General features: G+C 71.4%; 21 protein-coding genes and 1 tRNA gene. 18 read left to right on the forward strand and 4 right to left on the reverse strand.

The window, feature by feature from the left end; all coding sequences use genetic code 11:
• Positions 1 to 21 precede the first annotated feature (21 nt).
• Positions 22 to 1,458, reverse strand: coding sequence for a basic amino acid/polyamine antiporter (locus C7474_RS05530; protein WP_121058000.1), 1,437 nt, complete (start codon positions 1,456 to 1,458; stop codon positions 22 to 24).
• Between the two features lie 78 nt (positions 1,459 to 1,536).
• Here C7474_RS05530 and C7474_RS05535 point away from each other — a divergent pair, with 78 nt between their 5' ends.
• On the forward strand, positions 1,537 to 2,136 hold the full coding sequence (locus C7474_RS05535) for a gamma carbonic anhydrase family protein (RefSeq protein WP_121058001.1): 600 nt from the start codon (positions 1,537 to 1,539) through the stop codon (positions 2,134 to 2,136).
• 36 nt (positions 2,137 to 2,172) lie between these two features.
• On the opposite strand, the gene C7474_RS05540 is transcribed toward C7474_RS05535, so the two are convergent.
• On the reverse strand, positions 2,173 to 4,842 hold the full coding sequence (locus C7474_RS05540) for a phosphoenolpyruvate carboxylase (protein WP_121058002.1): 2,670 nt from the start codon (positions 4,840 to 4,842) through the stop codon (positions 2,173 to 2,175).
• A gap of 111 nt (positions 4,843 to 4,953) precedes the next feature.
• Between C7474_RS05540 and C7474_RS05545 the strand changes: the two genes are divergently transcribed.
• The 4 genes from C7474_RS05545 to C7474_RS05560 all read left to right on the forward strand — a co-directional run bounded on the left by C7474_RS05545 (position 4,954) and on the right by C7474_RS05560 (position 9,108).
• Positions 4,954 to 6,114 (forward strand): Na+/H+ antiporter NhaA, encoded by a 1,161-nt coding sequence (locus C7474_RS05545; RefSeq protein ID WP_121058003.1) that lies wholly within the window; start codon positions 4,954 to 4,956, stop codon positions 6,112 to 6,114.
• Positions 6,069 to 6,926 (forward strand): MazG family protein, encoded by an 858-nt coding sequence (locus C7474_RS05550; RefSeq protein ID WP_121058004.1) that lies wholly within the window; start codon positions 6,069 to 6,071, stop codon positions 6,924 to 6,926. Before C7474_RS05545 ends, C7474_RS05550 begins: the two co-directional genes overlap by 46 nt.
• 31 nt (positions 6,927 to 6,957) lie before the next feature.
• Entirely contained in the window at positions 6,958 to 8,214 is a 1,257-nt protein-coding gene (gene hisS, locus C7474_RS05555; protein ID WP_241965182.1) for a histidine--tRNA ligase, read from the forward strand.
• 84 nt (positions 8,215 to 8,298) lie between these two features.
• A complete protein-coding gene (locus C7474_RS05560; protein WP_241965133.1) occupies positions 8,299 to 9,108 on the forward strand; it encodes an SGNH/GDSL hydrolase family protein in 810 nt (269 codons plus the stop codon).
• Between the two features lies 1 nt (position 9,109).
• Here the strand turns inward: C7474_RS05560 and C7474_RS05565 are convergent, their stop codons facing one another.
• Positions 9,110 to 9,580, reverse strand: a complete 471-nt coding sequence (locus tag C7474_RS05565) for a DUF4442 domain-containing protein (protein WP_121058006.1) — start codon at positions 9,578 to 9,580, stop codon at positions 9,110 to 9,112.
• An 84-nt stretch (positions 9,581 to 9,664) separates the two neighbouring features.
• Between C7474_RS05565 and C7474_RS05570 the strand changes: the two genes are divergently transcribed.
• The 11 genes from C7474_RS05570 to C7474_RS05620 all read left to right on the forward strand — a co-directional run bounded on the left by C7474_RS05570 (position 9,665) and on the right by C7474_RS05620 (position 19,436).
• Positions 9,665 to 10,078, forward strand: a complete 414-nt coding sequence (locus C7474_RS05570; RefSeq protein WP_121058007.1) for a GntR family transcriptional regulator — start codon at positions 9,665 to 9,667, stop codon at positions 10,076 to 10,078.
• A complete protein-coding gene (locus C7474_RS05575; protein ID WP_121058008.1) occupies positions 10,075 to 11,106 on the forward strand; it encodes a DUF1648 domain-containing protein in 1,032 nt (343 codons plus the stop codon). The genes C7474_RS05570 and C7474_RS05575 overlap by 4 nt, the downstream gene beginning before the upstream one ends.
• Positions 11,107 to 11,113: 7 nt before the next feature.
• Positions 11,114 to 11,554, forward strand: a complete 441-nt coding sequence (locus tag C7474_RS05580; protein ID WP_121058009.1) for a YdeI/OmpD-associated family protein — start codon at positions 11,114 to 11,116, stop codon at positions 11,552 to 11,554.
• Entirely contained in the window at positions 11,551 to 12,219 is a 669-nt protein-coding gene (locus C7474_RS05585) for an O-methyltransferase (RefSeq protein WP_241965134.1), read from the forward strand. Before C7474_RS05580 ends, C7474_RS05585 begins: the two co-directional genes overlap by 4 nt.
• Positions 12,220 to 12,319: 100 nt before the next feature.
• The gene (gene eno / locus C7474_RS05590; RefSeq protein WP_121058010.1) at positions 12,320 to 13,600 is read left to right on the forward strand and encodes a phosphopyruvate hydratase; all 1,281 of its coding nucleotides are present in this window, start codon (positions 12,320 to 12,322) and stop codon (positions 13,598 to 13,600) included.
• Between the two features lie 35 nt (positions 13,601 to 13,635).
• Positions 13,636 to 14,139 (forward strand): FtsB family cell division protein, encoded by a 504-nt coding sequence (locus C7474_RS05595; RefSeq protein WP_121058011.1) that lies wholly within the window; start codon positions 13,636 to 13,638, stop codon positions 14,137 to 14,139.
• A 139-nt stretch (positions 14,140 to 14,278) separates the two neighbouring features.
• Entirely contained in the window at positions 14,279 to 14,767 is a 489-nt protein-coding gene (locus C7474_RS05600; RefSeq protein WP_121059256.1) for a DUF501 domain-containing protein, read from the forward strand.
• Entirely contained in the window at positions 14,764 to 16,107 is a 1,344-nt protein-coding gene (locus C7474_RS05605) for a S8 family serine peptidase (RefSeq protein ID WP_241965135.1), read from the forward strand. The genes C7474_RS05600 and C7474_RS05605 overlap by 4 nt, the downstream gene beginning before the upstream one ends.
• A gap of 47 nt (positions 16,108 to 16,154) precedes the next feature.
• A complete protein-coding gene (locus tag C7474_RS05610) occupies positions 16,155 to 17,588 on the forward strand; it encodes an NAD(P)/FAD-dependent oxidoreductase (RefSeq protein ID WP_121059260.1) in 1,434 nt (477 codons plus the stop codon).
• Positions 17,589 to 17,644: 56 nt separating this feature from the next.
• Positions 17,645 to 17,720: transfer RNA gene (locus tag C7474_RS05615), tRNA-Leu, on the forward strand.
• A 126-nt stretch (positions 17,721 to 17,846) separates the two neighbouring features.
• A complete protein-coding gene (locus tag C7474_RS05620; RefSeq protein ID WP_121058012.1) occupies positions 17,847 to 19,436 on the forward strand; it encodes an esterase/lipase family protein in 1,590 nt (529 codons plus the stop codon).
• A 73-nt stretch (positions 19,437 to 19,509) separates the two neighbouring features.
• On the opposite strand, the gene C7474_RS05625 is transcribed toward C7474_RS05620, so the two are convergent.
• Positions 19,510 to 19,878, reverse strand: a complete 369-nt coding sequence (locus C7474_RS05625; protein ID WP_121058013.1) for a VOC family protein — start codon at positions 19,876 to 19,878, stop codon at positions 19,510 to 19,512.
• A 59-nt stretch (positions 19,879 to 19,937) separates the two neighbouring features.
• Here C7474_RS05625 and C7474_RS05630 point away from each other — a divergent pair, with 59 nt between their 5' ends.
• Positions 19,938 to 20,387 carry a MarR family winged helix-turn-helix transcriptional regulator gene (locus C7474_RS05630; RefSeq protein WP_121058014.1) on the forward strand — a complete coding sequence of 150 codons (450 nt, stop codon included), beginning with the start codon at positions 19,938 to 19,940 and terminating at the stop codon, positions 20,385 to 20,387.
• Between the two features lie 198 nt (positions 20,388 to 20,585).
• Complete coding sequence (locus C7474_RS05635) at positions 20,586 to 21,896, forward strand: HNH endonuclease signature motif containing protein (RefSeq protein ID WP_121058015.1); 1,311 nt, start codon at positions 20,586 to 20,588, stop codon at positions 21,894 to 21,896.
• Positions 21,897 to 21,999 lie beyond the last annotated feature (103 nt).

The following is a 21,999-nucleotide window of genomic DNA, read 5'->3' on the forward strand; positions in this document are numbered from 1 at the left end:
TGCGCGCCGGCCGCCGCGGTCTCAGACGCTGATCGTGCCGTTCGCGATCAGCACGATCGTGACGACCGCGCCGGCCAGCGCGGCGACGAAGAGCACCCACTCCCACGGCGCGAAGACCCGCTCGCCCCGCGCGCGGCGTGCGAAGGCGAACAGCGCGGTGCCGGGGACGAGGATCAGCAGCGCCAGCAGCACGTACTCGCCGCCGGCGGCGTACAGCAGGAAGCCGGTGTACACGGTCGCGATCACCGCGACGATCCACAGGGTCACGGCGCCGGGGGTGCGCCGGTCGGCGAACGCGACGCGCAGGCCGAACGCCGCCGTGAGGAAGTAGGGGATCAGCGCGAGCGCGCTCGTGAGGTTGAGGGCGACGTCGAACGCGTTCGACGAGAACAGCACGACCACCAGCAGCACCTGCACGAGCATGGTCGACATGAGGAGCGCCCCGACCGGGACGTCCTTGTCGTTGGTGCGGGCGAACACGCGCGGCAGGTCGCCGTCGCGTGCGGCGACCAGCAGCACCTCGGCGGCCATGAGCGTCCACGAAAGGTACGCGCCGAGTACGGCGACGATCAGCGCGACGCCGATGAATGCGGCGCCCCAGGGACCGACGACCGCCTCGAGCACGCCCGCCATCGAGGGCTGCTGCAGCTGGGCGATCTGCTCGCGGGGCAGGATGCCGAACGAGACGATCGTGACCGAGAGGAAGATCGCGAGCACACTGAGGAAGCCGAGCACGGTCGCCCGTCCGACGTCCTTGCGGCGGCGCGCGTGACGGGAGTAAGCGCTGGCACCCTCCACACCGATGAAGGCGAACACCGTCAGCAGCAGGGTGCCGCGTACCTGCTCGAACAGCGGCAGGTCCGTGCCGCCCGACAGGTTCGCGGCGAAGACGGCCGGGTCGAAGGCGAACAGGCACAGCGCGACGAACACGACGATCGGCAGCACCTTCGCGACGCTCACGATGCGGTTCACGGCGGCGGCCTCGCGCGTGCCGCGACGGATCAGCAGGAAGAACACCCACAGACCCACCGACGAGATCGCCACGGCCAGCGGTGTGTTCCCCTCGCCGAGCACCGGCACGACGGCGCCGATGGTCGACATGATGAACACCCAGTAGAAGACGTTGCCCGCGCACGCGCTCGCCCAGTAGCCGAACGCCGAGAGGAATCCGAGGTAGCGTCCGAATCCGGCGCGCGCGTACGAGTACACGCCGGCGTCGAGCGTCGGCCGCCGCCGCGCGAGCTGATGGAACACGAGCGCGAGCATCAGCATCCCGGTACCGGCGACGAGCCACGCGATGGCGGATCCGAACACACCGGTCTGTTCGGCGAATGTGCCCGGCAGCGAGAACACGCCGGCGCCCACCATCGACCCGACGACGAACGTCGACAGGGTGAGGGGCGACACCTTTGTGGCTGCGTGGTCTGCGGGCGCGGCAGGTGCGGGGGCGTCGGTCACGGGGGACCATGCTAACCCGGGCCCCGCGACCTCGACGGCGCCGCACCCACGGAACTATCGTGGCGGCAGGAGGTCCGCATGCAGTTCGAGCACCTCGGGGTATCGCCCCGCATCCATCCCGAGGCGGTCATCGCCCCGACGGCCGTCATCTCGGGCGACGTCGTCATCGGCCCCGGCTGTCAGGTGCTGCACGGCGCCGTGATCACCGCGGAGGGCGGCCCGATCGTCCTCGGCGAGAACGTCGTCGTCATGGAGAACGCGCTGATCCGGGGGAGCGCGGTGCATCCCGTGCACGTCGGATCGCACGTGCTCGTCGGGCCGATGGCCTCGGTGTCGGGCGCGACGATCGCCGACGAGGTGTTCCTCGCGACCGGCACCCGCATCTTCAACGGCGCCCGCATCGGCGCGCACAGCGAGGTGCGCATCAACGCCGTCGTGCACCTGCGGACCGTGCTGCCGGAGCGTTCCGTCGTGCCGATCGGCTGGGTCGCGGTGGGCGACCCCGCCGAGATCCTCTCGCCCGACCGGCACGAGCGCATCTGGGAGCTGCAGCAGGAGCTCGACTTCCCCGGGTACGTGTTCGGTCTCGACCGCGACACCCCCGACCTCATGGTGCAGCTGACCGAGCGCTACACCGCCTCGCTCGCCCGCCACATGCACGACCGCCGCCTCGACTGAAGGTCGGGCGGCGGCCGGGAACGGGGCGGATGCGGGTCAGCCGGTGTTCTGCAGGCCGGCCGCGACGCCCGAGACGCTCAGCAGCAGCAGGCGCTGCCAGCCCGACACGTCCTGGCCGTCCTCGGCGGTGCGCAGCGCGCGCAGCGCCCGAAGCTGCAGGAGTGAGAGGGCGTCGACGTAGGGGTCGCGCATCTTCACGGCGCGCTGGAGGACGGGCTTGTTCGCCAGCAGCTCCTCGCCGCCGGCGATCTTCACGACCCACTCGCGCGTGAGCATGAGCTCGTCCATCACGAGCGTCGCGAGATCGTCGCGGTCGCCGAGGGACAGGTAGCGCGTCGCGATGCGGGGGTCGGCCTTGGCCAGGCTCATGCCGACGTTGTCGATCACGGTGCGCAGCAGCGGCCACTGCTCGTAGGCGCTGCGCAGCAGCTCCAGGTCGCCGACGGCCTGCAGCGCGCTCCCCAGGCCGAACCAACCGGCCAGGTTGATGCGCGCCTGCGACCACGCGAACACCCACGGGATGGCGCGCAGGTCTTCGAGCGACTCGACCGACAGTCCGCGGCGCGCCGGCCGCGAGCCGAGGGCGAGCAGACCGATCTCCTCCATCGGGGTGACCGTGGCGAACCAGGCGGCGAAGCCGGGCGCCTTCACGAGCGAGAAGAACCGCTCGCGGCTCGCGGCGTCCATGGTGGCGGCGACCGGGGCGAACCGGTCGGCGGCCTCGCTGTTGCGGCGCTCGATCGACGGGGCCGATGCCAGCAGCACGGCGGCGGCGACCTGGTCGATGTGCCGCATCGCGATGGCGGGATCGCCGTAGCGCGCGAAGATGACCTCGCCTTGCTCGGTGAGCTTGAAGCGGCCGTCGACGGAGTGCGGCGGCTGCGCGAGGATCGCCGAGTTGGCGGGACCGCCGCCGCGCCCGAGGGCGCCGCCGCGGCCGTGGAACAGGGTCAGCTCGATGCCGGATTCCTTCGCCCACGCCGCGATGAGGGCCTGCGCCTCGTAGAGGGCGAGGTTGGCGGCGACGGGGCCGACGTCCTTCGACGAATCGGAGTAGCCGAGCATGACCTCCAGGCGACGGTCGGTCTCGGCCAGACGCGCGGCGAAGGCCGGGTGCTCGACGATCTCGGCCATGATGCCGGGGGCGGCCTGCAGGTCGGCGAACGTCTCGAACAGCGGGATGACGTCGAGCACGGGGAGGGCGCCGGTCGCGCCGACGGCGTGGCGGGCGAGGGTGTGCACGTTGGCGAGGTCGGTCGCGGACTGCGTGAACGAGACGATGTAGCGTCCCGCGGCGCGGGGGCCGTAGCGCTTCTGGATCTGCGCGATCGTGCGGAAGACCTCCAGCACCTCCTCGGCCTGCGCGCTGAGCGCCTCACCCGATTCGATCTCGGCGAGCACCTTCGCGTGCACCGCGGAGTGCTGGCGCACCTCGAGTTCGGCCAGGTGGAAGCCGAAGGTCTCCACCTGCCAGACCAGCTGCTGCAGGTGACCGTACGCCTGACGGCCCGCTCCGGCGGCGGCGAGCGAGGTCTGCACCGTCCGCAGGTCGGCGAGCAGGTGCTCGGGGTCGAGGTAGGCGAGGTCGGCGTCGCGCTTGCGCGTCGCGGTCACGCGTCGGGCGATCAGCAGCAGCGCGTGCTTGTGGGGTTCGCCCGAGGCGCGCTTGGCGGCATCCGCGGCGCCGTCCTCGTCGGCGGCGGCCAGGCGCACGATGAGCGCGCGCACCGCGTCGTCGGGCGGGGTGGTTTCGGCCGAGAGGGTGAGACCGCGGGCGATGCGCTCGGTGGAGTGCTCGAGGCCGAGCAGGATGTGCTCGGCGCCGATCGCGGCGGCCTTCTTCGTGATCGACGCGGTGACGAACGGGTTGCCGTCACGGTCGCCGCCGACCCAGGTGCCCAGCCGCACGAACGGCTTCACGACGGGGGCGCGACCGCCGGCGGCGGGGCCCTGCAGGGCGTCGTCGACGCGACGGTAGACGTGCGGCACGGCGGTGTAGAGCGTTTCGTCGAACACGGCCATGATGGCGCGCACCTCGTCGACGGGGGTCGGCTTCTCGGCGCGCAGCGGAGCCGTGCGCCACAGCGTGTCGATCTCCTCGATCATGCGACGCTCGGCGCGGCGCTCGTCGGCGCCGCCGCGCAGGGCCAGGTCGTGCTCGCCGAGCAGGGTCGCCAGGCGCCGGATGCTGGAGGACACCGCGCGGCGCCGGGCCTCGGTCGGGTGCGCGGTGAAGACCGGGTGGAACCGCATCGCCTGCAGGCGTCGCAGCGCCGTGTCGTCGCCGACCTCCTCGGACAGGCGCACGAAGGCGGCGGCCACCGAGTCGGTGACGTCCTCCTTCTCGGGGCGGCCGTCGCGCTCGCGCAGCACGCGCACGCGCTGGTACTCCTCCGCGAGGTTCACGAGGTGGAAGTAGACGGTGAAGGCGCGGGCGACCTCGTCGGCGCGCTGCACGGAGAACGACTCCGCGATCTGCTCGGCGCGTTCGAACGCCTCCTCGGACTCGAACGTGTACGCCGCGATCGTCGCCTGACGCAGCCGTTCGACGTCGTCGTACAGGCCGGGGGAGCCGCTCTCGCGCAGGACGCGGCCGAGCAGCGAGCCGAGCAGGCGCACGTCGGCCCGCATCCGCTCGGGAAGCTCCTGCTCCGCCTCGCCGCGACCGACGAGGTCGATCGCCTCGGTGGGGGTCATTTCACGCATCCCTCCACGCTAGCGCCACGGTGTTACGTCTTCGTCACGCGGTAGGGTGGGCTACCGGTGCGCCGGGAAGTCTGGTCGGCAAGTCCCCGTTCGCGTACCCGAAAGGCACGCATGAAGCTGCTGCGCTCCGACCGCTTCCCCGCTTTCGTCCTCCTGGCCGCCGCCGCGCTGGGTCTCATCGTGGCCAATTCGCCGCTGGGTGCCGCCGCGTTCGATCTGCAGAACACCTACGTCGGCATCCCAGGGCTGATCGAGCTGTCGGTGGGGCACTGGGTCAAAGACGGCCTGCTGGCGATCTTCTTCTTCGTCGTCGCCGTCGAGCTGCAGTTCGAGCTGACCAACGGAGAGCTCAACTCGCCACGGAAGGCCCTGCAGCCGGCGATCGCCGCCGCGGGCGGCGTGCTCGTGCCGATCGGCGTGTTCTTGCTGTTCGCGGGTGGCAGCGATGCGTCCGCCGGCTGGCCGATCCCCACCGCGACCGACATCGCGTTCGCGCTGGGCGTGCTGGCCGTGTTCGGCAAGGGCCTGCCGTCGGGTCTGCGTATCTTCCTACTGGCCCTGGCGATCCTCGACGACATCGTCGGCATCGTGCTGATCGCGGTGCTGTTCACCTCGGGCGTGCAGATCGGGATGCTGGCGATCGCGGTCGTGTGCCTCGTCGTTTTCCGGGTGCTCGCGGGCTTCCTCGACACGCGAGGGCGTTCCGTCGTCATGGTGCTGCTGATCGCGCTGGCCCTGGCGACGTGGTTCTTCGTGCACGAGTCGGGGGTGCACGCCACGATCGCGGGAGTCGCGCTCGGCCTCGTGATGCCGCAGAGCGCGGCGCTGCGCACCCGCCACGCACTGGAGCCGTGGGTCAACGGCCTCGTGCTGCCGCTGTTCGCCTTCTCCGCCGCCCTCGTCGCGATCCCGCAGGTGAGTGCCGGGGAGCTGTCGCCCGCGTTCTGGGGTGTGCTCGTGGCGTTGCCGGTCGGGAAGATCGTCGGCATCACGATCGCCGGCTGGATCTCGCAGCGCGTGGGACCGAAGGGGGCCGCGCCGACTCTCGCGCTCGGCGACCTGCTGGCGGCCGGTGCGCTGGGCGGGATCGGGTTCACTGTCTCGCTGCTGCTGAGCGAACTCGCCTTCGACGGTGCTCCCGAGACCCGCGACGAGGCGACCCTCGGCGTGCTCGCCGGGTCGGTCATCGCCCTCGTCCTGTCGGGGATCCTCGTATCGTGGCGGGCATGGCATCACCGGCGGCTCGCGGCGAGCACCGCGACGACTCCCTGACCGATCCGCTGCGGCAGGCGGCCGAGACGATGCGCGCCGTGCGTGCGCGCTGCGTGTGGTCGCAGCAGATCGACCACGAGGCGCTCGTGCCGTACCTCGTCGAGGAGTCGGCGGAGCTCATCGACGCAGTCGAGGTCGGCTCCCGCGCCGACCTGCGCGAAGAGCTCGGCGACCTGCTCTGGCAAGTGCTGTTCCACGCCGAGATCGCCGCCGGTGACCCCGACGACCCGTTCGACATCGACGACGTCGCCGCGGGGCTCGTCGAGAAGATGGTGCGCCGGCATCCGCACGTCTTCGCGGATGCGGTCGCCACGACACCCGAGGAGGTGCTCGTGCACTGGAACGCGGCGAAGGCAGCCGAGAAGCGCCACCGACGCTCGGTGCTCGACGGCGTCTCGCCCCACATGCCCTCCCTCGCCCTCGCCCAGAAGCTGCTCGGCAAGGCCGCATCCGTCGGCGCCGCCGCGCCCGCGCTGACGCCTGAGCCCGCGAGACCTCATCGGGTGGCCGAGACCGCGGCGGAACCCCACGGTCTCGTCGTGCAGATGAGGTCTCGCGGGCAGTGGGCGTACGTGCCGGGGTCGGAGGCTGAGCTGGGGGAGCGGATGCTGGAGCTCGTCGCGCTCGCGCGGGCGCAGGGGTGGGATGCGGAGCGGGCGATGCGCGGGGCGATCCGAGGGCTCGAGCACCGCATCCGTGACACCGAGGCCGATGCCGCCGCCGATGCCGAAGCCGAGGCCGAAGCCGGAGGGGCCCTCGACGCGGCCCGCACCGACGAGGCGGAGACCGGCGCGACGGATCTGGAAAACTAGTCCGGTGCCCACCGTGAACCCGCCGCGCGGCATGCGCGACTTCCTCCCCGCCGACAAGGCCCGCCGCGAGCGCGTGCTCGCCGTCATCCGCGAACGCTACCGCGCGCACGGCTTCGACGAGATCGAGACCCCCGTCGTCGAGGACTACGACCGGCTGCACGCCGGGATCGGCGGCGACAACGAGAAGCTCGCCTTCGCGGTGCTCAAGCGCGGGCTCGACGCCGACGCGATCCGCGCGGCGGCCGAGGCGCCCGCGGGCCTCAGCGACCTGGGGCTGCGCTACGACCTCACCGTGCCGCTCGCCCGGTTCTACGCGAGCCACCGCGCCGACCTGCCCTCGGTGTTCCGCTCGATCCAGATCGCCCCGGTGTGGCGCGCCGAGCGGCCGCAGAAGGGCCGCTACCGCCAGTTCGTGCAGTGCGACATCGACATCATCGGCGACGCGTCGGCGCGCGCCGAGGCGGAGCTCGTCGTCGCGAGCCTCGACACCCTCGACGCGCTGGGCCTGGAGGGCGGCTCGATCCGCATCAACGACCGGCGCGTGCTCGACGCGCTGCTCGACGGCTTCGGCTTCAGCGCCGACGAACGCCCGGGCGTGCTCATCACGATCGACAAGCTCGACAAGATCGGCCCCGACGGTGTCGTCGCCGAACTCGAGGGGCGCGGCGTCACGCCGACGGCGGTCGCCGCGTTCGGCGCGTTCCTGCGCCGGCCGCAGACGCTCGAGTACCTGCCGTTCGGCGCCGCGCAGATCCGCAAGGCGCTGCCCGACGGCATCGCCGACGAGCTCGTCGGCCACCTCGTCGGCATCGGCGACGCGGTCGCAGCGGCGCGCGGCGGCGGCGACATCCCGCTCGTCTTCGACCCGTTCCTCGTGCGCGGCATGGGGTACTACACCGGCACGATCTTCGAGCTCGCCCACCCGAGCGTCGACTACTCGCTGGGCGGCGGCGGCCGCTACGACGGCATGATCGGCCGCTTCCTCGGCCAGCAGGTGCCGGCCGTCGGCTTCTCGATCGGCTTCGAGCGCATCGTCGACCTCGTCGCGGCGGCCGAGGATGCCGGGACCCGCGCGCTCGTGCTCGTGCACGACCGGGACGTCCCCGTCGCCGAGCTCGTGGCGCTGAAGACGGCTCTCATCGCCGACGGCGCCCGTGTGCGCCTCGAGCAGCGCACCAAGAACCTGAAGCCGATGCTCGAGCGCGCGAGCGCCGACGGCTACACGGCGTTCGCGACCGTCGCCGCCGGGGCGACCGTCGACGGTCTGGAGTTCAAACCGCTCGCCTGAGTCGCCCTGCGCGACGCGGGCGCCGCACCATCTCGCCCCGCGGCGGTTCACCGACCGTTCACGCCGACCGTGTGCGATCGGGGCGTGGGCCGCACGAAGCGCCGCCGCGGCAGCACCCGCAGCGGCATCCTCACCGCCGCCGTGCTCGCGGGCGCGGCGGGCGCCGCCGTCGTGGCCTCGAGCGTCGCGCTGCGCCATCAGGCGCGCATCGCGCGTCGGCGCATCGGCAAGCCGCTGGGGGAGGACGCCCTCGTCGCCGACCGGGTCTGGCGCGGGAAGCTCCCCGGTCAACCGCTGGATCTGCTGCTGCTCGGCGATTCGATCGCCGCCGGGCTCGGCGCCGGTCACCGCAAGGAGACGCTCGGCGCCCGTGTCGCCAAGGGGCTCGCGCGCAAGCTCGGCAGGCCCGTACGCCTGCGCACCGCCGCCGTCGTCGGCTCGGAGACCTCGGCTCTCGCGGGGCAGCTCGATGCCCTTCCCGACGCCTACACGCCGGATGTCGCGATCGTGATCGTCGGCGGCAACGACGTGACGCACCGCATCCCGTCGACGCGGTCGGCCGCGCAGCTGTCCGAGGCGATCGACCGCCTGCGCGAGAGGAACGTCGCGGTCGTCGTCGGCACCTGTCCCGACCTCGGCGCCCTGCGCGCGGTGCCTCAGCCGCTGCGCACGGTCGTCGGGCGGCTGTCACGCCGCCTCGCGGCCGTGCAGACCGAGGCGGCGCTCGCGCACGGCGCGCACCCGGTGTCGCTGCGGCGCGCCGTGGGCCCGTTCTTCCTCGCCCAGCCCGACGAGATGTTCGCGATCGACCGGTTCCACCCGAGCGCCGCCGGGTACCGCCGCACCGCCGACGCGCTCGTCCCCGTGGCGCTGAGCGCTCTCGCCGCGCGCTGAGTCAGGCGGTGGCCTCGGTGACGCGGCGCTTCTCGCGCACGTAGACCTCGCGCCGCACGCGGGCGACGACGTCGCCGCCGGCATCCGTGATGTCGGTCTCGAACCATTCGAGTACCTTCGCGCCGCCGCGGGCGCGCTCGCGCAGCTCCGCCGCCTTGGCCGCCGGCACCGCGAAATGCGCGGTCAGCACGCCGCGCCCGGGCTTGACGAATTCGATCTCGCCGCGCGTGTCCCACACCACGTAGTCGCGTCCGAGCTGGTGCATCACGAGCATGAAGAAGTACGGATCGGTCATCGCCGACATCGACCCGCCGAAGGCCGTCTTGACGTAGTTGCGGGTCAGCAGGTTGACGTGCAGCTCGACGGTCGCCTCCGTCCAGTCCTCCGAGAAGCGCCGCACACGGATGCCGGCGCACAGGTTCGGGATCCACAGGCTCATGCCGATCGCGAGTCGTCGGGGGGTCATGCGCATCGCGCCAGTGTGGCCGGGGCAGTCCGCATCCGCACGTCGTTTGTGGACCGGCGCCAACTGTTCTAGTTGTTATAGAATAGACGCGTGCTCTTCCGTCTCGATCCGCAGTCTCCGATCCCGCTGTTCACCCAGCTGGCGGACGCGGTGCGCGCCGACCTCGTCGCGGGGCGGATCGTCCCGGGCGAGCGGCTCCCCTCGGCGCGCGAGGTCGCGGCGGCGCTGGAGGTGAACCTCCACACCGTGCTCCACGCGTACCAGCAGCTGCGTGACGAAGGGCTCGTGCACATGCACCGCGGCCGGGGCGCCGTGGTCGCCCCGGCGGCCGCGCGTCTGGCAGAGCTGCACGACGACGTCGCGGCCCTCGCCTCCCGCGCCCGCGAGGCGGGACTCTCGCCTGACGCGTTCGCGGCGCTCGTGCGCCACATCGCGCAGACCTCGGCCGCACTCAGCGCCCCCGCAACACCCACCGCCCCGCATCCCGAGGAGGATCCGACATGACCGCCCGCTCCCCGCTCGCCGTCCGCCGCTTCACGCTGGTCGCCGTCGTGCTGCCGATCATCGTCGTGGCGCTCTCGCTCGTCGTGCAGCTCGCGGTGTTGCCGTCGCTGCCGGATCCCGTCGCCGTGCATTGGGGCCTCGACGGTTCGCCCGACCGGTTTGCGCCGGCGTGGTCGAGCCTGCTGCTCACGCTGCTCGCGGGCCTCGGACTGCCGCTGCTGATCGCCGCGTCGGTGCTCGGCGGGCTGCGTCGCGGTGACCGCGGCTTCGCGTACCGGATGCTGGGGGCGACCGCGCTCGGCCTCGCGACGCTGATGTCGGTGCTCGGCGCCGCGACGCTCGCGATGCAGGCCGGGCTAGCCGACGCCGCCGACGGCCCGGGTGTGGGCTGGGCGCTCGCGGGCGCCCTCGTCGCGGGGGTCGCTGCGGCCACCGCCGGGTGGATGCTGCAGCCGCACGAGCCGTTCGTGCCGAGCCCGCCGCTACCCGAGGCACACCTTGCACTCGCCCCGACCGAGCAGGTGGTGTGGCTGCAGCGGGTGCAGATCGCCCGGTCGGGAGCGATCATCCTGGGCGCCGCGGTCGCGCTCATGGTCGTGATGACGATCGTGACGCTCGTCGCGGTGCCCGATCCGGCGGCCTCCGTCGTGCTGGTCGCCGTGACGCTCGTGCTCGCGGCGCTCGTCGCGACGACGCTCGCCTTCCACGTGCGCGTCGACGCGACGGGGCTGAGCGTCACCTCGGTCGTCGGATTCCCGCGGGTGCACATCCCGCTGTCCGAGATCGAGAAGGTGGCGGCCGTCGACGTGAACCCCTTCGCGGAGTTCGGTGGCTGGGGACTGCGCTGGGTGCCCGGCGGCGGGTTCGGCGTCGTGCTGCGCACCGGGCCCGGCATCCGCGTGGAACGCCGTGGAGAGCGCACGTTCACGGTGACCGTCGCCGACGCCGCCACGGGCGCCGCGGTGCTCGAGGCCCTGCGCGCCCGTGTCGTCGAGGGGGATGCGCGGCCGGCGCCGCCCGCGGCATGATCGGGGCATGAGCCTCCATCTCTCGCGCGCCCTCGTGCCCTTCGGCCCCGCGGCCGCCCTCGAGCTCACGGATGCCGAGGTCGACGCCCTCGGCGGTGGCAAGCGCGCGGCGGTGCTCGTCACGATCGGCGGGCGCAGCGCCCGACTGCGTCTGGGCGTCATGGACGGTCGCAACGTCATCGGGCTCTCGAAAGCGGCCCGGGCGCAGCTCGGCGTCGAGATGGACTCCGAGGTCGAAGCCGACGTCGCCCTCGACGTCGCCGAACGGGTCGTCGAGGTTCCCGACGACCTCGCCGCCGCTCTCGCCGCCGAGCCGGGCCTGCGCGAGGCGTTCGACGCCCTCGCCTATTCGCATCGCAAGGAGCACGCCCGTTCGGTGACCGAGGCCAAGCGGCCCGAGACGCGGGAGCGACGGGTCGCGGCCGTCGTCGAGGCGGTGCGGGCGTGACCGATCCGACCCCCGCCGACTGGCAGCGCCTCGACCGGTGGTTCGCCGACACCCTGGTCGGTCACGACGACGCGCTCGAGCAGGCCGTGCACGACCAGGCCGCCGCCGGAATGCCGGCGATCGAGGTGGCGCCGGTGAACGGCAAGTTCCTGCATCTGCTGGCCCGCATCGCCGGTGCCCGGCGGGTGCTCGAGATCGGCACTCTCGGCGGCTACTCGACGATCTGGCTCGCCCGCGCGGTGCCGGAGGGCGGTCGCGTCGTGACGATCGAGGCGGAGCCGGCCAACGCCGCCGTCGCCCGCGCCAGCATCGACCGGGCCGGTGTGGGGGAGAAGGTCGACATCCGTGTCGGACGCGCCGAGCACGTGCTCCCGACGCTGGAGGGCGAGGCGCCCTTCGACCTCGTCTTCATCGACGCCGACAAGGAGTCGAACACCCTCTACCTCGATTGGGCGGCGCGGCTGGGCAGGCCCGGGACGGTGGTCGTCGTCGACAACGTCGGACGCGCCGGATGCGTCGCCGACGAGTCCGACGAGAGCCCTCAGATCGACGGCACCCGCCGCGGACTGCGGATGCTGGCATCCGACCCCCGCTTCGACGCGACGGCGCTGCAGACACTCGACGCCAAAGGGTGGGACGGCGTGGCCCTCGCGATGGTCGTTTGATCCGGTCACGACCCTGTGGACGGGGCGGTCGGGTCACTATGCTCGAACACGGACCGACGATGTTCCCTGATCCAACCTCCACCAAGCAAGGAGTTCCCCAGTGGCACTTATCGAGGCAGTAGGCGCACGCGAGATCCTCGACTCTCGCGGCAACCCGACCGTCGAGGTGGAGGTGCTGCTCGACGACGGCATCGTCCAGCGCGCGGCCGTCCCCTCGGGCGCATCGACCGGCGCGTTCGAGGCGTACGAGCTGCGCGACGGCGACAAGTCCCGCTACGGCGGCAAGGGCGTGCTGAAGGCCGTGAACGCGGTCATCGACGAGCTCGGCCCCGCCATCGAGGGCATCGACCCCGCCGAGCAGCGCGTCGTCGACGAGATCCTCATCGCGACCGACGGCACCGAGAACAAGTCCCGCTGCGGCGCGAACGCCATCCTCGGCGTCTCGCTCGCCGTCGCCAAGGCCGCCGCCGACAGCGCCGACCTGCCGCTGTTCCGCTACCTCGGCGGCCCGAACGCGCACGTGCTGCCCGTTCCGCTGTTCAACGTCATCAACGGCGGCGAGCACGCCGACAACGGCATCGACTTCCAGGAGTTCTTCCTCGCGCCCTACGGTGCCGACTCGTTCTCCGAGGCACTGCGCTGGGGCACCGAGGTCTACCACGTCCTCAAGGGCGAGCTGAAGTCGGCGGGCTACGCGACCGGTCTCGGCGACGAGGGCGGCTTCGCCCCCGACCTGCCCAGCAACCGCGAGGGCCTCGAGTTCCTCATGAAGGCGATCGAGAAGGCCGGCTTCACGCCCGGCAAGGATGTCGGTGTCGGCCTCGACGTCGCCGCGACCGAGTTCTTCAAGGACGGCGTCTACACCGTCGAGGGCAAGCCGTGGTCGGCCGAGGAGCTCACCGACTACTTCGCCAAGCTGGTCGAGGACTTCCCGATCGTCACGATCGAAGACGCCCTCGCCGAGGACGACTGGGACGCCTGGAAGGCGCTGACCGACGCCATCGGCTCGAAGGTGCAGCTCGTCGGGGACGACCTGTTCGTCACGAACCCGAGCCGCCTGGCCAAGGGCATCGAGCTCGGCGTCGCCAACTCGCTGCTCGTGAAGGTGAACCAGATCGGTTCGCTCACCGAGACCCTCGACGCCGTCGAGCTCGCGCACCGCTCGGGCTTCACGACGATGTTCTCGCACCGCTCGGGCGAGACCGAGGACACGACCATCGCCGACCTCGTCGTCGCGGTCAACTCGGGCCAGATCAAGAGCGGCGCGCCCGCTCGCAGCGAGCGGGTCGCGAAGTACAATCAGCTTCTGCGCATCGAAGAAGAGCTCGGTGACGCGGCGGAGTTCATCGGCCGCAAGGCGTTCCCCCGCTTCAAGGGCTGAGCGCACGCACACGCTGTAAGGAAGGGGGACCCGCGATGGAATCGACGGGTCCCTCTTCCCGCTCCCGGGCAGGCGCCGCAGGCCGCACCCGCGCGCCGCGCACCGGCCGTGTCGACGTGCGCGACTGGGTCGGCGGACTGCGCTTCACCGCGTTCACCGGCATCATGCTCGGACTCGTCGTGCTGGCCGCGTTCGTGCTCGTGCCCACCTTCGGCACCTATCTGGGTCAGCGGCAGCAGATCGCCGCGCTCGAGAACTCCGTGCAGGTGACCACCGACGAGGTCGCCCAACTCGAGCAGCAGCGCGACCGCTGGGCCGATCCCGCCTACGTCACCTCGCAGGCGCGGGAGCGCCTGTACTACGTGCGCCCCGGTGAGGTGGTCTACCTCGTCGACGACGACCTGCCGGTCACCGCCGTTCCCGCCGAGCAGGCACCCGTCAGCGACGAGGTCGAGGAGACCCGCAACGACTGGATGTCGCAGTTCGTGCGCTCGCTCACCGTCGCCGGCCTCACCCGCACGGCGACGGATGCCGGCTGACCCGACCTCCCCGCCGTCACCGCGGCGACGGTCCACCTCCGTCGAGCGACCCGCACGGCGACCCATCAGGGCGGCCCGGTAGCCTGGAGCGGTGTCCACGGTCACCCTCACCCCAGCCACCGACGACGACCTCGCGGTGATGCGCGAACAGCTCGGACGCCCCATGCGCGGCGTCGTGGGCGTCGCCGCGCGGTGCGCGTGCGGCAACCCGACCGTCGTGGCCACCGAACCGCGTCTGCCCGACGGCACGCCCTTCCCGACGTTCTACTACCTGACCCATCCCGGCGCGACGGCGGCGATGTCGGCGCTCGAGGCCGGGCATGTCATGCCCGAGCTCGCGGCGCTGCTCGACGACGACGACGTGGCGGCCGCCTACCGCGCCGCGCACGAGAGCTACCTCGCCGACCGCGCCGTCTACGGCGAGGTGCCCGAGATCGACGGCATCTCCGCCGGTGGGATGCCCACCCGCGTGAAGTGCCTGCATGCCCTCGCTGGACACGCCCTCGCCGCCGGTGCGGGAGTCAACCCGATCGGCGACCTCGCCCTCGAGCGCTCGACCTGGTCGCCCGAGCGGTGCACGTGCGCGAACCCGCGCGGCGCCGCGCCCGCGCCGGAAAGCGACGCGTGAGGCTCGCGCTCACGCGCACCGCGGTCGTCGCCGCGGTCGGCGTCTCGGTGATCCTCGGCGGGTCCGCCGCCGTCGCCGCGCCGCTGCCCGAGACCGCCCCGGCCGTCCCCGTCGCGCCGGCCGCCTCGCCCGCACCGGTGACCGTCGACGCCCCCGCCGACCCCGCGCGCGCCGCGGAGTACTGGCTCGACGACTACGGCATCCGCACCGCCTGGCAGACCACCCGCGGTGCGGGCACGACGATCGCCGTGATCGACACCGGCATCGCACGCGGACCCGTCGAGTTCGGCGGCGTCGTGGGCGGCAAGGACTTCTCGGGCACCGGCTCGTCCGACGGTCGCAAGCCGGTCGGCGCGGTCGACGCCAACCACGGATCGTGGGTGGCCTCGCTCGCCGCCTCACGCGGCACCGGAGTCGACACCGGCATGATCGGCGTCGCGCCGGAGGCGAACTTGCTGTCGGCGTCGATCGGCTTCGGCGCGGCGGCATCCGTCCCGTTCGTGGAGCAGGTGGCCGACGCGATGCGGTGGGCCGTCGACAACGGCGCCGACGTGATCAACCTGTCGTTCACGACCAACACCCTCACGTGGGACCAGAGCTGGGACGAGGCGTTCCTCTACGCGTTCCAGCACGACGTCGTCGTCATCGTCGCCGCGGGCAACAAGGGCAGCGGCACCGACGAGGTCGGCGCGCCGTCGACCATTCCCGGCGTGCTCACCGTCGCGGGCGTCGACCGCGCGGGCGCCGCGAGCGTCGAGGCCTCGACCCAGGGAATCACGATCGGCGTGAGCGCGCCGAGCGAGGAACTGCTCGGTGTCTCGGCCGACGGTCAGCTCGTCGTCTGGGAGGGCACCAGCGGCGCGGCGCCGATCGTCGCCGGCATCGCCGCGCTCGTGCGCTCCGCTCATCCCGACCTCGACGCCGCGAACGTCATCAACCGCATCATCCGCACCGCCAAGCCCGCCGCCGGTCAGACCTCCGTGCCGGGTCCGCTGTACGGCTACGGACTCGTCGACGCCGCAGCCGCGGTGGGCGCCTCGGTGTCGGCCGTGACGGCGAACCCGATGGGCAGCCTCGAGGAGTGGATCCGTCTCAACCGTCGCGCGCAGGCGCCGTCGGTGCCGCAGCCGACGGTGACGCCGTACATCCCGCCGCCGCTGCCGGATGCTGCCCCCGCCCCCAAGCCGCAGTCACCGCTGCTTCCGACCCGGGAGACCCTGGTGTACGGCACGGTGCCGCTCCTCGGGGGCACGGTCGCGGCTATAATGGTTGCGCTCGGCGTCACTGCAGCTGCCCGGCGTATCAGATCGACGCGCGCCTCTAGCACGTCGAGTCGTTGAATCAAGGAGCTCTTCCGCCTGTGACTGACACCGTGACCGGCACCACCGTGCCCAAGATCCTCATCGTCGGCGGTGGCTACGCCGGTTTCTACACGGCCTGGAAGCTCGAGAAGCACCTGCGCAAGGGCGAGGCCGAGGTCACCATCGTCGACCCGCTGCCGTACATGACGTACCAGCCGTTCCTTCCCGAGGTCGCCGCGGGTGAGATCGAGGCCCGCCACGTCATCGTGGGCCTGCGTCGCCACCTGAAGAAGACCCGCGTCGTCACGGCGAAGGTCACGGGCATCAACCACGCGACGAAGACCGCCACCATCACGCCCGCCGACGGCGAGCCGTGGCAGGAGTCCTACGACCAGATCGTCGTCACCGCCGGCGCCGTCTCGCGCACCTTCCCGATCCCGGGCATCGCCGACAACGCGATCGGCCTGAAGACGATCGAAGAGGCCGTCGCGATCCGCGACCGCATCCTCACGAACTTCGACCGCGCCGCCAATCTGCCGGCCGGCCCCGAGCGCGACCGTCTGCTGACCGTCGTCGTCGTCGGCGGCGGCTTCGCCGGCATCGAGGTGTTCGCCGAGATGCGTGCACTCGCCTCGTCGCTGCTGAAGGACTACCCGCAGCTCACGTTCGACGACACGCACTTCCACCTCATCGAGGCGATGAGCCGCATCATGCCCGAGGTGTCGCTGAAGACGAGCGAGTGGGTGCTCAAGTCGCTCGCCAAGCGCGGCGCGTACGTGCACCTCGACACGCAGGTCACCGGCGCGATCGACGGCAACGTCGAGCTGTCGACCGGCGAGACCATCCCGAGCGACCTCATCGTCTGGACCGCGGGCGTCATGGCCAACCCCACCGTCGTGCGCGGCGGCGACCTTCCCGTCGAGGAGCGCGGCCGCATCCGCACCCGCCCCGACCTGCGCGTCGGCACGGCCGAAGAGGTCGTCGAGGGCGCCTGGGCCGCCGGTGACGTCTCGGCCGTCCCCGACCTCACCGGTGCCGGCGTCGGCGGATACTGCGTGCCCAACGCGCAGCACGCCGTGCGTCAGGCGAAGCTGCTGGCGAAGAACCTCGTCGCGGTGCTCCGCGACGAGCTGCCGCGCGAGTACGTGCACCACAACCTGGGCGCCGTGGCCGGCCTCGGCCTGTACAACGGTGTCTTCCAGTCGGGCAAGCTCTCGATCAAGGGCTTCTTCGCCTGGGTCGCGCACCGCGGCTACCACGGCCTGGCCATGCCGTCGTGGGAGCGCAAGTGGCGCGTGATCGGCGACTGGTGGCACAACTTCTGGCTGAACCGCGACAACGTGTCGCTGCAGACCGTGCAGAACCCGCGCTACGTGTTCGAGGAGTTCGCCGCGCGTCCGCGCCCGGCCGCTCCCGCCCCCGAGGCCGCTCCCGCCATCGACCCGAAGAGCGTCGTGGGCGAGAACGCCCCGGTCGCCGGCGCGAAGGCCGACAAGGCCGACAAGGTCGCCGCGAACTGACGCACGCTACGCTGGGCCCGGATCCGATCCGTCGGATGCCGGGCCTTCGCGTATCCGCCCCCGTAGCCCAATGGCAGAGGCAGGCGACTTAAAATCGCTTCAGTGTCGGTTCGAGTCCGACCGGGGGTACCAGCCGCTTCGCCGGAGCCGTTGACGCACCGCTGCGACCGGGAGTACCGTCCGAGGCGACACCGGCCGCGACGGGCAGCATCCGTGCCGCGCCGGGCTGCGGGTGACATCGGACGCTGGGGGGCGCGGATGACGTACGACGGCGACGGACGGCTGCCGATCATCTATGTGCGGGGTTTCGCGGGGAGCGCCTCCCAGATCGACTCCGCCGTCGACGATCCGTTCTACGGCTTCAGTCAGGGGTCGGTGCACGTGCGGTCCGACCGTACCGGCGAGCCGCGATTCCACCAGTTCGAGTCGCCCATGCTGCGACTCATCTCCGACCACGGCTACACCGTGCCGGTGCACGGCAGTCAGCAGCTGTTCCTCGAGCGGGCCGCGAGCGGGTCGATCCCCGCCGCGACCGTGTGGATCCACCGGTTCTACGACATCTCGGCATCCACGTTCTCGGATCACCGCGAGGCGTTCTCACTCGAGTGCGCCGCCGCCGACCTGTTCGCGCTCATCCGTCTCGTGCTCGACCGCACCGGCGCGCCGCAGGTGATGCTCGTCGCGCACTCCATGGGAGGGCTCGTCAGTCGGTGCGCCGTGCAGCGGGTCATCCCCGAGGCCGTGCGCGGCGAGGGCGAGCCCTTCGATCCCGCGGCGGCGACGCGCTACGTCGCGCGGGTCTTCACCTACGCGACCCCGCACGGCGGCATCGCGTTCGCGATGGGCTTCGGTCTGCTGGAGAAGATCCGCGACGCGACCGGCATCCAGGGAGCCGACATCTTCGGACCCGACCGGATGCACGAGTACCTCACGCCCGGAGTCGCCCCGGGGTCCTCGGCGCCCGACGGGTTCGATGCCACCGAGATGCCGGCGGACGGCTTTCCCGTCGAGCGCATCTTCTGCCTCGTCGGATCCAACCCGCAGGACTACGACGTCGCGATGGGGCTCTCGTCGAAGCTCGTCGGGGCCCGCAGCGACGGACTCGTGCAGATCGACCGCGCCGCCGTCAAAGACGCCAACCGCGCCGTCGTGCACCGAAGCCACAGCGGCCGTTACGGCATCGTCAACTCCGAAGAGGGATACCAGAATCTGCAGCGGTTCCTCTTCGGCGACCTCAAGGTGACCGTCGAACTCTGGGGCCTGGACGTCGGACGGGGAGCGGATGCCGACGTCGAATTCCAGCTCGACGTCGGCGTCGCGATCCGCGGGTTGCCCGTGCTCGTGCACGAGCAGAGCGCCGCGCACCTGTGCCCCGTGCTCGTCGAGCGACGCTCGATCGAGGACTCCATCGACACGCCGCAGCCGCTGCTGACGACCTTCCTGTCGTCCCGGGCGCCGCGTCCGACCGTCGGGGAGACCCTCGTGCCGACGTTGCGCCACGCCTTGCGGCTGCGGCTGCTGTCGATCCGGGAGGAGCCGGGCGGACTGTTCTCGTTCACCGACCATCTCGAGCAGACCGAGGACTGGCAGGACTCGCTGCTCGTCGACATCCAGCCCGGCGCGGAGGGTCGCGCGCCGCGGGCCTGGGCGACCTGGACGAGCGTGGTGCCCTCCGCTCTGCGCGACTGGGAGCCGCACGACCAGGACGAACTGCGCGACCTCGCCCCGGACGTCGCGGAAGAGTGGGTGGGGGAGAAGCCGGTGCCCGAGGTCTCGCGACAGCTGCTCGGCGCCGGTGCCCGCGTGCGGATCACGGTGACACCCCACCGCCTCGGCGCCGAGCGCTGACGGCTTCGGTGCCGCGCCCTCCGGTGGTTGAGTAGCCGGCGAAGCCGGCGTATCGAAACCCGTCGACCCCTGCTCAGGCGCGGTCGTGCAGGGTGATCCGGTACCCATCGGGGTCGACGAGTGTGAACGTGCGGCCGAACGGGCCGTCGATCGGGTCCATCGCGATCGTGTGGCCGTCGGCGACGAGCGTGTCGTGGATCTGCTGCACGTCGGTCGCGTGCATCCAGACGGCAGCGCCGACTCCGGGATGCTGAGCCGAGGCGAGTTCGGTACCCGCGACGATCTCGCGCAACGCGAAGGAGATCGGTGTCGTGGTGAACACGACGGCGTGGGGCGGTCCGGCGGGGGAGCAGACGAGTCCGAGATAGCGCTCGTAGAACGCCTGGGAGGCGTCGAGATCGCGCACCTGGAGAGAGATGAAGTCGGGGCCGGTGACGGGCATGGGGTCTCCTCGGATGAATGTCAGTTATCTGACAACAATCAGTATGTCAGAATACTGACATGGGTCAAGATGAGCAGATCGACCTGCCGACGTCATTGGGATATCTCCTCAAGGAGGCATCGAGCGCGCTGCGCCTGGCGATGGAGGAGGCGCTGCATCCGTTCGGGATGACGATCACGCACTACTCGTGCCTCGAATTGCTCGCGCAGCGGGCGGGACTGTCCAACTCCGAGCTTGCGCGCGGGGCGTTCGTGACGCGCCAGTCGATGAACGTGCTGCTGCACAGCCTTGAGCGCGACGGATTCGTCGCGCGTGACAAGGAGGCGGCGACTGGGCGGTCGCTGCCCACGCGATTGACGCCGCGTGGGCGTCGGAGCTTGGATGATGCGAGTCGCGCGGTCCGCGCCATCGAGGTGCGGATGCTGGCCGGCCTGTCGCCGGAGGATCAGGCATCGGTGCGCACGGCCCTCCGCGGGATGATCACCGCCCTCCGCGCCCCCGCCCGCTGAGCGGCGGTAGTCCCCTCCCGTTGGTTGAGTAGCGGATGCAACGGGCGGTGCCCATTCCGGTGGTTGAGTAGCGCGCGCAGCGCGCGTATCGAAACCCGCCGAACCCGGCATCGGATGCTGGCGCGCGACGCCGTCGAGTTCTCCACGACCCTCTCGAACATTCGAATCAATGTCCGAGGGTGGTGGGAGAATCAGAGCATGTCGAAGTTCACGAAGATCACCACCCTGGAGGACGATCTCACTGTCCTGGGCGCGATCATCGCGGGCTTCGAAACGAACGCGGTCGAGCTTCGTCAGGCACAGATCGCGGAGGTACGCCTACTGGCCCGTGCCGGTCAGCTCGCCGACGCCCAGACTGCCGGTTCCCCTCTGCGGGTGCGGGAACACGACATGGCGCTGCGGTCCATCGCCGCCGAGATCGGTGGCGTGCTGCACGTGACGGATCGCACCGTGCAGGCGAGGATCGGGGACGCCCGGACCCTGGTCGAGATGTACCCGGCGACGCTTACTGCGTGGGAGTCGGGTGCAATCACGAAGGGTCAGGTGCAGGTGATCACGGATGCCGGTGACGTCGTGCCCGCGTCTCGCCGCCCGGAGTTCGAGGCCGAAGCGATCACCCAGTGCGAGGGCCGTACGCCGAACCGTCTCCGCCCAATCCTGCAGCTCCTCGCGGAACGGTTCACCGACCGCACGTTCACCGAACGTCACCAAGACGCCGCCGCGGCCCGGTGCGTGCGGGTGTTCCCGGGACGTGACGGGATGTGCGACGTGGTCGCCACCGTCCCCACGGTGATCGGTGACGGGATCCTCGACCGGCTGACTCAGCAGGCGCAGGCCGTGGTCGATGCCCGCGACCCGGGTGATGGTGACGAGCGCGGGATCGACGCCGTCCGCGCCGACGTGCTCACCGACCTGCTCCTCGCCGGGACGCCGGCTTTGGATCCGACGGCGACCGGTGACCAGCCCGGGACGTTGGGTGCGATTCGCGCGCAGGTGCAGGTGGTCGTCCCGGCGCTCACGTTGGTGGGTGTGGATGAGGGTCCGGCTGATCTGGTGGGGCGTTCTCCGATCGATGCGGACACGGCTCGGTGTCTTGCCGCGCGGTCCCCGTCGTTGACGAGGTTGTTGACGGATCCGGTGCGTGGGTCGGTGGTCGCGATCGACGCGTACCGTCCCGCTTGGTCCCAGCGCCGGTTCCTTCGGGCGAGGGATCAGCATTGCCGGTTCCCGGGGTGCCGGAGGGCGGCGATCCGTTGCGAGATCGACCACACCATCGACCACGCCCTCGGCGGCCCCACCACCCTCGGCAACCTCGCTCACCTGTGCCAACGGCATCACTCGATGAAGCAGTTCACCCGGTGGCGGGTCCGACAACACCCGGGTGGCGTCCTGGAATGGACCTCACCCCTCGGCAGAACCTACCGCGAAGACGCCCCCATGCCTCCCGTGACCTTCACCCCTGCCACCCCACCCGCCAGCGCCGAATCCCTCGAGCCGGCACCCTTCTGACGCCCCGCACCCACCGGTGGTTGAGTAGCGCGCACAGCGCGCGTATCGAAACCCGCGCACCCACCAACACCGTCGAGGTCTGGGGCGTTTCGACTCGTCGCTG

The organism is Microbacterium telephonicum, from assembly GCF_003651225.1.
GTDB lineage: Bacteria > Actinomycetota > Actinomycetes > Actinomycetales > Microbacteriaceae > Microbacterium > Microbacterium telephonicum.